The sequence below is a fragment of the Marinibaculum pumilum genome, from assembly GCF_042646425.1.
GTDB lineage: Bacteria > Pseudomonadota > Alphaproteobacteria > Ferrovibrionales > Ferrovibrionaceae > Marinibaculum > Marinibaculum pumilum.
This window is the reverse complement of the sequence record NZ_JBHRTR010000054.1, coordinates 475062-488207: the sequence shown is the minus strand read 5'-3', so window position 1 is coordinate 488207 and position 13146 is coordinate 475062. Positions and strand designations below refer to the sequence as shown.

The 13146-nt window shown below is 68.8% G+C and carries 9 protein-coding genes; 6 read left to right on the top strand and 3 right to left on the bottom strand.

Translation table 11 applies throughout. The annotated features are described in order from the left end of the window. Positions 1-230: 230 nt before the first annotated feature. From ACFOGJ_RS29140 to ACFOGJ_RS29120, 5 genes are all read left to right on the top strand, one after another. A complete protein-coding gene (locus ACFOGJ_RS29140; protein ID WP_379906821.1) occupies positions 231-1457 on the top strand; it encodes an ABC transporter substrate-binding protein in 1227 nt (408 codons plus the stop codon). Positions 1458-1766: 309 nt separating this feature from the next. Next, complete coding sequence (locus tag ACFOGJ_RS29135; protein WP_379906820.1) at positions 1767-2915, top strand: hypothetical protein; 1149 nt, start codon at positions 1767-1769, stop codon at positions 2913-2915. A gap of 304 nt (positions 2916-3219) precedes the next feature. Next, positions 3220-5133: an EAL domain-containing protein gene (locus tag ACFOGJ_RS29130; RefSeq protein ID WP_379907084.1), complete on the top strand. Its 1914-nt coding sequence runs from the start codon at positions 3220-3222 to the stop codon at positions 5131-5133. Between the two features lie 290 nt (positions 5134-5423). Continuing rightward, on the top strand, positions 5424-7025 hold the full coding sequence (locus ACFOGJ_RS29125) for a hypothetical protein (protein WP_379906819.1): 1602 nt from the start codon (positions 5424-5426) through the stop codon (positions 7023-7025). Positions 7026-7204: 179 nt separating this feature from the next. Next, on the top strand, positions 7205-7516 hold the full coding sequence (locus ACFOGJ_RS29120) for a hypothetical protein (RefSeq protein WP_379906818.1): 312 nt from the start codon (positions 7205-7207) through the stop codon (positions 7514-7516). A 229-nt stretch (positions 7517-7745) separates the two neighbouring features. Here the strand turns inward: ACFOGJ_RS29120 and ACFOGJ_RS29115 are convergent, their stop codons facing one another. Beyond that, positions 7746-8975, bottom strand: coding sequence for a citrate synthase family protein (locus ACFOGJ_RS29115; protein WP_379906817.1), 1230 nt, complete (start codon positions 8973-8975; stop codon positions 7746-7748). A 184-nt stretch (positions 8976-9159) separates the two neighbouring features. Here ACFOGJ_RS29115 and ACFOGJ_RS29110 point away from each other — a divergent pair, with 184 nt between their 5' ends. Next, positions 9160-10254: a citrate synthase gene (locus tag ACFOGJ_RS29110; RefSeq protein ID WP_379906816.1), complete on the top strand. Its 1095-nt coding sequence runs from the start codon at positions 9160-9162 to the stop codon at positions 10252-10254. Between the two features lie 46 nt (positions 10255-10300). On the opposite strand, the gene ACFOGJ_RS29105 is transcribed toward ACFOGJ_RS29110, so the two are convergent. Both ACFOGJ_RS29105 and ACFOGJ_RS29100 read right to left on the bottom strand, forming a co-directional pair. Further along, entirely contained in the window at positions 10301-11959 is a 1659-nt protein-coding gene (locus ACFOGJ_RS29105; RefSeq protein ID WP_379906814.1) for an acyl-CoA synthetase, read from the bottom strand. 88 nt (positions 11960-12047) lie between these two features. Beyond that, the gene (locus ACFOGJ_RS29100) at positions 12048-13121 is read right to left on the bottom strand and encodes a malate/lactate/ureidoglycolate dehydrogenase (protein WP_379906813.1); all 1074 of its coding nucleotides are present in this window, start codon (positions 13119-13121) and stop codon (positions 12048-12050) included. Positions 13122-13146 lie beyond the last annotated feature (25 nt).

Genomic DNA, 13146 nt, shown 5'->3' with positions numbered 1-13146 from the left:
CGGCCCGATCGGGCCGGCCGGGAATGGGCCGCCGGGAGACCGGCGGCCCATTTTTTTGTGCCTGCCGCATTTCTGGGCAATGGGACCTTCCGCGATCACGGATGCGGCAGCCTGTCGCATACCGGGCTTGACTCAGGGCTGCGTGCCGCGTTCGATGATGCTTGCGCCGGAAGAAGCGCCGCTCGTGACACCAAAGTCCAGTCAGAAACCAGGGAGGTTTCAATAATCCAATGACCCGTAACAGCCTATTGGCCGCGGTAGCGGCCTGCGCGCTCGGTCTTTCAGTGCCGGCTCTTGCCGCTACCTATGACGAGGGCGCGTCGGACACCGAGATCAAGATCGGCAACACCAACCCTTACAGCGGCCCGGCTTCAGCCTATGGGTCGATCGGCAAGAGCATTGCCGCCTGTATGAAGAAGGTGAATGCGGAAGGTGGCATCAACGGCCGCCAGATCAACTTCATCTCGCTGGATGACGGCTACAGCCCGCCGAAGACGGTGGAGCAGACCCGCAAGCTGGTCGAGAGCGAAGGCGTCCTCGCCGTGGTCCAGGGCCTGGGGACCCCGACCAACTCCGCGGTCCACAAGTACTTCAACAAGAAGGAGGTGCCGCAGCTCTTCGTGTCGACCGGCGCCACCAAGTGGGGCGATCCGAAAAACTATCCCTGGACCATGGGATGGCAGCCCAACTATCAGACCGAAGGCCAGATCTACGCGAACTACCTGCTGCAGAACAAACCCGACGCCAAGGTCGCGATTCTTTACCAGAACGACGATTATGGTAAGGACTACGTCAAGGGCATGAAGGACGGCCTTGGTGCCAAGGCCGAAGAGATGATCGTGGCAGAGGAGACCTACGAGGTCACCGACCCGACCATCGACTCGCAGATGGTGAACCTGAAGAATTCCGGCGCCGACACGTTCTACAACGTGACCACGCCGAAATTCGCCGCGCAGGCGATCCGCAAGATCGCCGATCTGGGCTGGCAGCCGCTGCACCTGCTGAACTCGGTGTCGAACTCGGTGGGCTCGGTGCTGAAGCCGGCCGGTTTCGACAAGTCCGTAGGCGTGATCTCCGCCCTCTACCTGAAGGATCCGACCGACCCGGCCTGGGCGAACGATCCGGACTATCTCGAGTGGCTGGACTGGATGAACACGTATTTCCCGGACGGCGACAAGACCGACGCATTCACCGCCTACGGCTATGCGGTGTGCAACACGATCATCGAGGTCATCAAGAACATGGGCGACGATATCACCCGTGCCAACCTGATGAAGCAGGCCGCCAGCCTGAAGGACCTGCAGGTCCCGATGCTGCTGCCGGGCATCACCATCAATACCGGGCCGGACGACTTCTATCCGATCGAGCAGATGCAGCTGGTGAAGTTCGACGGGTCGGAGTGGGTCCGCTTCGGACCGGTGCTGAGCGGCACCCGGGCCGGCGGCGGCGGCAGCTGACCTGAGAAAGGCCGCGATGCGGCAGGGGCCGCCGGGCGACCGGCGGCCCCTTTTTCATGCCCTTACCCTTACGGGGGGGTGACGGCCGGCACCGCCGGCCTATTGTTCTGTCCGGGCGGTTCCGGGGGCTGCGTTCGGGCGCTCGGCCCACTCGCATCATCACTGCCGGCCGCCGCAGGGCGCCGGCAGTTGTAGAATGTTAACGGATCTCTGGCACCTTGATGCCTGCGGTCATGAAGCGGGCGCTTCCCCGGCGGCTGGGCAGGCCGCAGGCCAGGCGGCGCCCAGGGTTGGAAAGGGTGGAGCGGAGTGAGCAGCGCCCAGCCAGAAACTGCTGAGCAGAGCCGGGGCGAGACAGCCGCGCAGCCGCCTGCCGGCGACGCTGCGCCGGCGGGGGCGGCACAGGCACAGCCCGACGCAGGCGCCAAGGCCCCGGCCAGGGACGGCAAGAAGGATGCGCCGGCGGCGCGTGCCGCCCGTCGGCCGAAGCCGACCCATGTGCAGTTCCGGCACAAGTTCTTCAACAGCGTCAAGGGCAGCGTCTTTCGCCGCTCAACCGCGGATGAGAGTCCGGGCTTCGCCGTCACCCTGGGCGACAACGAGGTGTTGCTGAGCTTTCCCGGCATCAAGCGGGAGTTCCACCTGGAGGAAGGTTCCGCCGACGCGGAGATGCTGGACCTGATCGCCCAGGCGCTGGATTTCGTCGCCACGATCAAGGTCGGCGATCCGCTGCCGCGGGAGATCCTGACCGGAGAGGCGTCCTGGGAGGTGACCGATCGACACCGGTTGATCGCCAGCCAGCGCGTCTGCCTGCAGCTGACCACCTGGATTTCCGGCGAGGAGACGGTGATCACCGACCCCGACCAGCTGATCCAGCTGGCGGACGATCCGAAGACCCGCGAGCGGGTGAACGAGGCCTTCGTGGAGGCCGCCGTGGCGCTGGGCCTGGGCCGGGAACGCAAGGACGAGGTGGTGCAGCTGGTCGAGCAGCTGGCCAGCGAACTCGCCTATATCGAGGCGATCCGCGAGGAGTACGAGCGGGTCGAGGCGATGGATCAGAAAGTCCAGTCGTACCGCAGGCTCTATGTCACCGACATGTCGGTGCTGGAGGAACTCTCGTCCTGCGAGCGGTTCATGGCGATCGCCGTCAAGGATTACGGCCAGCGCCTGGAGCAGATCGACGCCCAGACCGGCGAGATCATGGCGCTGCTGAAGAATGCCGCATCCACGATCCGCTTCATCCGCGAGGGCCGGGACGATCTGCACCGGCGGCTTGCGGCCTGGCAGGAGCTGCTGTCGGCCTGGGAGGCGCAGCCGGTCAAGCGCGGGCAGGGTGTGGAAGAGCTGCTGCGTAAGTCAAACCGCTTCCTTGCGCCGCGCTTCATGCCGCGGGACGAATGGATCCTGATGTCCCAGCTCCAGGAGAAGCACGAGCCGACCACGGCGCGCGTGTGGTGAGCGCCCGCGCGCCAAAGCCGGACGGCGGGCCGGCAGGCCCATCGACATCCAGTGCTGCAATCGGACCGCCCGGGCGATATAGTGCCGGGACCGGCTTCGTTTCCGGCCCGGGCCCCGCGCCGCGGCCCCGCCCGCCCGTTCTGCGGGGCGCGGCCGGGCCGGCGCATACCGGGCGCCGGGCGAAACCGGCGAACACGCACGTCGTGGCGGTGGCGGTTGGGAGGCCGCGCCGTAGCGACAAGGCATGGCCCGGGTCGCGGTGGCGCTGCGGAAGCCGCCGGTCCTCCGGCTGTTTGTGGTGACAATGGCAACGGTGAACCCGGGGGCGCGGACGAAAGGCGGAGGCAGTCCGGCGCGGCCGGCGCGACAGGCGCCGGACGGCCGGGCCGAACGCGACAGGTATGCCGCCTTCGCCTTCGGCGGTGCCGACCTGCTGCTGCAGGCCAGTCCGCGCGGGCAGGTCCGCTTTGCGGCAGGCGCCAGCGAGCAGCTGCTGGGCGCCCCGGTCACCGAGCTGATCAAGCTGACGATCCTCGACCTGATCGTGCCCGAGGACCGCCCCTTTATCCGGGAGCTGGTCTGGCTGGCCGGCGCAGGCGTGCGGTCGACCTCGGTCCATGTGAACCTGCGGCTGCGCCCGCACCGGTCCTCCGCGGCACATGGCGATCATGGCGGCGGCCAGGATGGCACCCCCGACTCGATCCTCTGCGAGGTCTCCTGCCATGCGGTGCGGGACCGCAACTCCGTGCATCGCGGCGACCTGTTCTTCACCCTGAAGGCGGCCTCCGCCCGGCCGCCGGTGCATGAGCTGTTCCGCGAGGCCGAGAGCGGGGTGTTCGGCCTGGACGGCTTCCAGTCGGTGCTGGAGCACAGGCTGCAGGAACTGCATCGCGGCCAGACCGGGCCGTTCCGCATGACCCTGATCGAGGTCGCCGGCTGGTCCGACCTGCGTGACCATGTCGGCATGAGCCAGCGCAACATGTTCGAGCGGCGGGTCGGGCATCTGCTGCGCGCGATCTCCCTGAACGGGGATTCGGCGGTGAAGTTTTCCGGCGAGCGCTTCGGCGTGCTGCACGGGCCGACCTCCGCCGCCGCCCTGCTGGAGCAGCGCATCGGGGAGATCGCGGCGACGACGAACGTCAGCAAGGCGCTGCGGGTGGTGCCGCGCAGCATCACCGTCGACCGCAGCATGGACTATGCGACCGCCAGCCAGACCCTGGGCTACACCGTGCAGCAGTTCGCGCGGGCGGCCGACCGCAGGGCCTTCGCGGAAGAGGACGATCCGGAGAAGGCCGGCAAGCGGACCCTGGAGACCACCTCGCGGCGGATCCAGATGGCCCAGAGCCGCATCGCGGCGCAGGAATTCAAGGTCGCCTATCAACCGATCGTGCGGCTGGACACCGGCACCCGCCATCATTTCGAGGCACTGATCCGCCTGCCCGACAAGGAAATCGCGGCAAACCCTTTCGAGTTCATCCGTTTCACCGAGCAGACCGGCCTGCACTGCGACCTGGACATGGCGATCCTGCGGACGGTGATCCGCAAGATCGAGGCGGTGCCGTCGGACCAGCAATGCCTGCCGGTGGCCGTGAACATTTCCGGCAAGTCCTTCTCCACCTCCGGTTTCCTGGAGATGATCCTGCAGGAGTTGAGGAATGCCGGCGAGAACAGCCGCTACCTGATGTTCGAGATCACGGAGACGGAACCGCTGGACGACCTCGCCGCCGCCAATGCCCGCATCCAGTCGATCCGCAAGGCGGGCTGCCAGGTCTGCATCGACGATTTCGGCGCCGGCGAGGCGACGATGGAATATCTGCGGGCGCTGGATGTCGACTGCGCCAAGATCGACGGTTCCTATGTGCGCGGGGATCGTGCTGACCGGAAGGGGCAGGCCTTCATCGGGTCCATGGCCGCGCTGTGCAACCGTCTGGGCATCGAGTCGGTGGCGGAGCAGGTGGAGAACGATGTCACCGCCGACCTGCTGCGCCATCTCGGCGTGCAGTACGGTCAGGGCTGGCTGTGGGGCAAGCCGGAGATCGACGGCGACATCACCGGCGGCTCCCTGGTGCGCAACCGCAGCAGCAAGTTCTCGCTTGCCAACCCGTTCAAGGCGCGCAGTGCCAGCCGCCCCGACGAGCCGGACATCAAGCTGCCGCGCGCCCGGCCGAAGCAGAAGCAGAAGGCCAGGCGCTCGGCCCTGCCGAGCCAGCTGAAATAAATCCCGGCAAATAGAGGTGCGGGCTGTACTCGGAAGGGCAAAGGATCGTCGCACCGGACCGGCCGGCCGAACGAAGAAAACGCCCGTTCGCCGATGCTCGCCTGTGACATGCTTTTCACGTTACAATCCGGCGGACTGGCGGTGAGCGGCCATGACGGCCGCGGCCCTCGCCAGGAAAGCCCGGGCGCCGGTATGTGCGCGTTCCCGCCGGCAGCGCCGGCCCATGGTGCGGTGCCGGGTGCGGTGTCGCCCGGCCGGCCGGACCCGTCCGGGATGTTGGATTAGACCGAATGACGAGCAACGGCTACGAGGATGATGTCACGGCAGCCCTGCGGCAGATCCAGTCCGCCGAGGCGTCGCGTGGCATCAACAACTACATCATCCTCATCTCGCTACGCGAATGCTCCCAGCGGCGCGAGGCGGTCGCCCTGCAGCGGGAGACGCAGAAGAACCTCACCAACCTCATCCTCAACAACGAAATGCAGAGCATGGAGGATGTGTACGAGGACGAGGACGAGACCACCTCGCCGAACAAGGCGACCCGGCTCTTCAAGATCTCCGACTGGGACTTCGCGCTCTACATCGCCTCCAACGAATACCGCATCATCGGCTTCGTCAACGACGTCAAGCTGAGCATCCTGCGCCTGGTGGAGCGCTACCTGCCGGACGTCTTCGACCGGTTGAACCAGTGGCGGCTGGTGCAGGTGTTCGACCTGAGCCGGCACAAGCATATCGCGGTCAAGCGCCTGCGGAAGCTCGCGGAGTCCAAGCAGCCCGAGGGCGAGCTGGAGCAGGGGCCGACCGACGACGAACGCAGCGACCTGACCCAGAATGTCGAGAAATACGCCAACCAGAAGCTCTCCTCGAAGCATATCGAGCTGGTCAACCTGACCTTCGAGCGGTTGGGGTCGAGCATGTTCCGCGACATCTTCATCCGCTCGCAGGAGATCGCCCTGGTGGTGCCCAACAAGGGCGCGGAGCCGGTGATCAACGAGATGTTCGTGAGCGTCGCGCAGATCCGCAAGCATCTGCTGGTCAATGTCGACATGAGCGATGGCCGCAACTACTTCTACCAGCTGACCCAGCTGCTGGACCGGCTGGTGCTGCGCTGCATCTGCGAGGTGCGCAACGTCATCCGCTTCAACACCTCGTTCAACCTGAATATCGACAGCGTCTTCACGCCGGAATTCCAGCAGTTCGAGGAAACCCTGCTGGACCGCCTGCCGAACTGCAGCGTGGAGTTCCGCGCCGCCGACATCTTCGACAATTTCGACCGCTTCGACATGGTGCGCGACCTGATCGCCGCGCGCGGCGCCTCGATCGCCATCGACAGCGTGCATCCGAAGATGATCGGCGTGCTGGATTTCCACCGCATGGGCGTGCGGATGGCGAAGATCAACTGGACGCCGGAGGCGGAAGAGATCCTCAGCGACCGCGCGGCGGAGATCACCCGCATGCAGCGCGCCGGCGTGGTCTTCATCCTGGCGCGGGTGGAGGATCCGGTCGGCGTCCGGCTTGGCCAGAAGCTGGGCATCCGGCTGTTCCAGGGCTTCCATATCGACGAGATGCTGCTGCAGATGCGCTACCCGTCGAACCTGAACTTCTGGCGGCGGGTGCTGGAATATCGCAGCCGGATGGAGGATTTCCAGAACGAGGCGAAGATCAACGGCCGCATCACCGACAAGCGGAAGCTGCGGGAGATGGAGCATCTGATCACCACCTTCAAGACGGAACTGGAAGGCGTGCAGGCGGAGACCAGCTCGCTGGAGGAACTGAAGACCCTGCTGCACCTGCGGTCCCGCATCGACGCGATGGAGGCGGAACTGCTGCAGGGCGCGACGGAGGGCGCGGCCGGTGGCGGCGATGCACGGGCCAACCAGGTTGTTCACTGACCCGGCAGGCAAGCGTTGCGGTCGCCTGTTCCCTGACTACAATGCAGGCGTGATCGACGGACGATCCGAGCGTCGGTGCGGCAGGACCTGCGGGGGCCGGCCGTCCGTCGGTTGAGACTGGGCTCGCTCGGGCCGCGGTCGCGCGAACAGCAACGCTGGTGGAGAGGGAGCACAACCCGATGCGTAAGATCCTGGCAGCCGCAATCATTTCCGGTGCCGCCGCCCTGGCCATGCCGGCCATGGCCCAGATGGAGACCGTCGTCAATGTCCGTGCAGCCGTCGACTATGTCGACCCGGACAGCGGCAAGGTGCTGGAATCCAAGGAATATCTGAGCGCCCGCCAGTATCCGTCGGTGGCCTCCTGCATCGAGCAGCTCAACAACGAGGGCCGCGCCGAGATGCTGAACTGGGCGCGCAATCAGGCGCCGAAGCTGTCGTCCGGCAAGGACGCGCAGATCGTCATCGACCTGCTGGCCTGCGACAAGCGCTGACGCCGGTCCGGGCCCCGGTGCGGCAGGACCGCATCGGGGCCCGGTTCTGGTCCGGCTGGCGATGCCGGCCATGTGCCCGCCGGGGCGCATTCCCGACGCCCACCCGAATGCCCTGGAGGCTGCGGGACCGGAGCGGACCGACCGCAGGGCCGGACATGCCGATGTCCGGCCTTTCTGATTCCGGCGGCCGTTCTGATTTGGGGGGCGGGGAATCGCCTGCCGCGACCACTCATTTCGGTGGCGGCCCGGTATAGACCGAGCGTGGCCGGACCAGCCGCCCGTCGCGGTACTGCTCCTCGATATGGGCGACCCAGCCTGCGATCCTGCCCAGCGCGAAGATGATGACCGGCGCCTCGGCCGGCAGGCCCAGGACCCGGGCGACCGCGACAAGGGCGAAATCGATGTTGGGATGCCGGTCGCTGAGCCGGCGTGCCGCCTCTACGACAAGCGCGAGATCGCGCCGTGCCGGATCGTCCGGCGCATGCCGGGCAAGGGCGCGCAGCAGCGCCGCCGCGCGCGGATCCCTGTCGCTGTAGAGCGGGTGGCCGAAGCCCGGCATGTCATCGCCCCGGGCAAGCCGCGCCGACACCGCTGCGGCGATCGCCGCGCCCCGGTCAGTCCCGTCGCCCTCCTGCCCGCCGCCATCCGGCAGCCGGAGTTCCTCCAGCATTGCCGCCACCCGCGCGGTCGCCCCGCCATGCCGCGGTCCGCGCAGCGCGGCCAGTGCCGCCGTCACCGCGGCATAGACCGATGCCCCGGTGCCGGCGACGCAGCGCGCGGCGAAGGCGGAGGCGTTGAACTCGTGATCGGCGCAGAGCACCAGACAGCGCCGCACCAGGTCGGCGCCACCGGGGGCAAGCCCCCAGCCCGAAGCCAGCGCCTCGTGCAGCCTTGCCGCGCTGCCCGCCGCCGCCGGGAGCATGACGTCGCGGGCATGCACCAGAAGCCGTGCCCCGGTGCGGGCGCAGCCCTGGCGGCTGTGGTTGACCGCCTGCGGATCCACCGCCTCCGCCAGCGGCAGGCTTGCCATCAGCCGCGCCAGGGGCGGCAGTTCCGAAGCGACGGGCAGCGTCATGCCGGACCGGGCGGGCAGGTCCGCGAACGGATCCCAGTCCTGGACCTGCCAGAGCAGGCGTGCGGTTTCCTCCAGGCCCAGCCCCTCGCTGAGGGCGACCGCATCGTGGCCGCGATAGCTCAGCCGGCCGTCCGCGATCAGGGTGATCGCCGAGGGAAGCAGCAGGCCCCCGTCGCTGCCGGCGGCGCCACCGGCCGGGGACGGCTGCCCCTGGCGACGGCGCACCAGGGTGTCGATGTCGCGGCGCAGGTAGCGCTTCTGGCGGCCGCCGCCGAACGGTTCCGACCGGATCAGCCCGCGGCTGACATAGGCATAGAGGGTCGCCCGGCCGACCCCCAGAAGGGCCGCCGCCTCGCGCGCGGTCATGTAGTCGAGTTCGGTCATATAGATTGATTACATCAATCAATATTGATCAACAATAAGATCGGCGGCATCTCTGGCCCATCGAACGATGGAGGATGCGATGAGCGTTCAGGACATGACGATGGCCGCTTCAGCCCGGACCGCCCCAGCCCGGACCGCCCCAGCCCGGACCGCCCCAGCCCGGACCGCCCAAGGCCCGTCTGCCATGGCGGGCGGGCTGGATGACGTGGTGGTGGCGCGCACCGCGTTGAGCCATGTCGACGGCGCCGGCGGGCGACTGACGATTGCGGGCATGCCGCTGGAGACCCTGGCGGACCGGCCGCTGGAGGCGGTGGCGGGGCGGTTGTGGCAGGCCGCCGCCGGCGCGGCGGCTGACGGCGCCGAAGCCGCCGGTCTGGGCGCCGGCCGGCAGGCCGCCTGGTGGCAGACTTCCCGGGCGCTCGCCGCCGGCCGCGACCTGCCGCCGATGGAAGGGCTGATCGCCGCGATGGCCGCGATCGGGCCGCAGGACGGGGGAGCGGACGCGGCCACCGGCGCGTCCGCCGGCCCGGATGCGGAAGCCTGCCGGCTGGCCGGCGCGGTCGCGGTCTTCCTGCCGGCGCTGCTGCGCCAGGCGGCCGGCCTGGCGCCGGTGGCCCCCCGGCCGGACCTGCCGCAGGCGGCGGACCTTCTGCGCATGCTGCGCGACGCGGCGCCCGCACCGGCGGAGGCCGATGCGCTGAACCGCTACCTGGTCACGGTCAGCGACCATGGCATGAACGCCTCGACTTTCACGGCGCGGGTCGTCGCCTCCACCCGGGCCGGCATGTCGGCATCGGTGCTGGCGGCGCTCTGTGCCCTGAAGGGGCCGCTGCATGGCGGCGCGCCGGGGCCGGTGCTGGACATGCTGGACACGGTCGCGGCACAGCCCGATGCCCGCGCCTGGGTGCGCGCACAGCTGGCCGCCGGCGAACGGATCATGGGCTTCGGGCATCGGGTCTATCGGGTGCGGGATCCCCGCGCAGACGTGCTGCGCGCTGCCGCCGCGGGGCTGCAGAGCCCGCGCCTGGCCGCCGCCGCGGCGCTGGAAGAGGCGGTGCTGGCGGAGCTGGCGGCGCATCGGCCGGGCCGTCGGCTGGAGACCAATGTCGAATACATGACGGCGATCCTGCTGGATGCCCTGGCCCTGCCGAGGGAGGCCTTCACCGCCCTGTTCGCGGCGGGCCGGGTCGTCGGCTGGACCGCCCATGTCATCGAGCAGGAACGGACCGGCCGCCTGATCCGGCCGCAGTCGGACTATGCCGCCCCCGGAGGCAGCTGACAGGAGCGCGTCCTCGGTCATCGCCGGGACAGACGCGCGCAGCCGCTCAGCCGGTCCCGGTGCGCGCCGGCGTTTCGTCCGCGATCGCCGCCAGCACATGTGCCCGCGCGCCGGCATAATCGGCCTTGCCGTTCGGCGCGCGGAACATGCGCGGCACGGCAAAAAGGCGTTTTGGCGTCTTGTAGCCGGCCAGGCTGTCGCGGACGTGACGGCGCATCTGGTCCTCGCTGAACACAGCGCCCGGGCGCAGTTCGGCCACCGCGGTGACCGCCTGCCCCCAGGTCTCGTCGGGGATGCCGACGACCAGCGCGTCGACCACGTCGGGGTGCAGTTTCAGCACCTCCTCGACCTCTTCGGGAAAGACCTTTTCGCCGGCGGTGTTGATGCAGCCGCTGCCGCGCCCCAGCAGGGTGATCGTGCCATCCGCACCGACGGTGCAGAAATCGCCCGGGATCGCGTAGCGGACACCGTCGATGGTCCGGAAGACCGCCTCGGTCTTCGCCGGGTCCTTGTAGTAGCCCTCCGGGATCGGCCCGGCGCGGGCGGTCATGCCCACCTCGCCGCTGCCGGGCGCGACCTCCCGGCCGTCGGGGTCGAACACCCGGACCTGGTCGCCGATCTCGAACCGGGCCGTCTCGATCGCGCCATCCGCGGTCATGATCGACAGCCCGAAGCCCACCGCCTCCGACGAGCCGAAGGAATCCAGCAGGCTCGCCTGCGGCAGGTGCCGCAGCAGGCCCTGTTTCACCGGCAGGCTCCACATCGTGCCGGAGGAGATGATCGCGGCGACCTTGGCCAGGTCATATTGCCCCGGCGCCGCGTCCAGCGCCTGCAGCATGGGCCGCGCGAAGGCATCGCCGACGATGACGATCTGTTCCACGGCATGGCGCTCCACCGCCTGCCAGAGCTCCTGGGGGTCGAAGCGCGGCGAGGGCAGGGTCACCACGGTCCCGCCGCCGACCAGCGCGGACAGCCCGGTCAGCAGGCCGGTGCCGTGCATCAGCGGGCAGGCCGGCAGGTTCACCGGGCCGCTTCCCGCTGCCCGCAGGATCCGCAGGTGATCTTCCAGGTCCACCGGGATCTCCGGCGTCACGGCGGGATTGAGCAGGGCCCGGCGCAACGCGTCCTGCCGCCACATCACCCCTTTCGGCATGCCTGTGGTGCCACCGGTATAGATGAAGAACAGGTCGTCGGGCGACCGCGCGATGCGCAGCGGTGCGCCATCGCCGCCGGTCGCCAGGTCCTCGAAGCGGCCGGCGCAGGCAGGCGGCTCCGCAGCGGCGCCGTCCTCGACCATCAGCCAGCGGCGCACCTGCGGCAGGGCGGCGGCGATCTGTGTCACGACGGGGGCGAACTCCCGCCCGAAGACGACCGTCTCCGCATCCGAATTGTCGAGGATGTAGCGGACCTCGTCCGCGGTGTAGCGGTAGTTGACGTTGACATGCACCTGCCGCGCCTTGAAGGCGGCCACCAGGCCTTCGAGATAGGCCGGATGGTTGCGCAGGTAGAAGGCGATCTTGGCACCCGACTGCGCCCCGTCGGCTGCCAGGGCCCGCGCCAGGTTGTTCGACCGTGCCGTCAACTCCGCCCAGCTGGTCGACCGGTCGCCATGCACCAGGGCCGGCTGCCCGGGCGCGACCGTTTCGGCCACCCGGTCGAACAGGTCGCCATAGTTCCAGCGGAATTCAGCAGCATCTGCCGCCATCGCCTCGTTCCTCCCCCATCTGCGGCCGTTCCGGTCTGCGCCGGCTTTGGCCGCTGTCGTATTTCCGCCGGCGAACGGCTGCCGTCGATCAGCCGCCGCTGGCGCGGATCTCCGCCATCTCGTCGCGGCCGATTCCGGCCATGTCGGCGGCCTCCAGCAGTGCCGCCCAGGTGCCCTCGGGCATCGGCACGCCGTGCTGCCAGCGCTCCGCGGCGCGGGCGCGCTCAGGGTCGCCGGGCATCAGCACCGGGGCGGCCGGGTCGGCGGGCGGCGAGGCCTGGGCATAGGCGACCATCGCCGCGAATTCCTGCGCCATCCAGTCCGCATTGCCCAGGGTCGCCGGATCGAACACCAGCCCGAACAGGTTGTTGATGATGCGGCTGTCGCGGACATTCTCCGGCTGGATCGTGCCCCCGCCGGTCAGCACGCCGGCCATCAGTTCCGCCGCCAGGGCGAGGCCATAGCCCTTATGCTCGCCGAAGGTGCGCAGGGCGCCGTTGGGCTCTGTGAACATCACTTCCGGGTCGTCGGTCGGCTGCCCCTGATGGTCGATCAGCCAGCCCTCGCCCGCGGGTTCGCCCTTCTCGCGGGCCACCCGGACCTTGCCGAGCGCCACCCGGCTGGTGGCGAAATCGAGGATGAAGGGGCGTTCCTCCGTCGGCCCGGGCATCGCGATGACGATCGGGTTGGTGGCGAAGCGGGCGTCGCTGCCGCCATGCGGGGCGACCAGCGGGCGGTGCCCGATCACGTTGACGAACAGGATGCAGGCCAGGCCGGCCGCGGCACATTGCTCGCCATAGGTGCCGATGCGGCCCATGTGATGGGTGTTGCGGACAGACAGCGCGACCAGGCCGCGGGACTTGGCGGCGGCGATCGCCTCCTCCATCGCCAGGCGGGATATCACCTGCCCGTAGCCGCGCAGACCGTCCACCATCACCGCGGTGTCCGGGCCCTCCAGGCGGCGCGGCACCTGGTTGGCCTGCAGCAGGTCGGTCTGACGGTTGGCGATGTAGAACGGCATCATGCCGATGCCGTGGCTGTCATGGCCCTTCAGGTTGGCGTCGCGCAGATGCGTGGCGACGATATCCGCCTCCCAGGCGCTGCTGCCGGTGGCCCGCAGCAGCCGATCGGCGACGGCGCGCAGGCCCTCCGCCGTGATCATGTTCTTGTCCACATTTCCCCCGAAA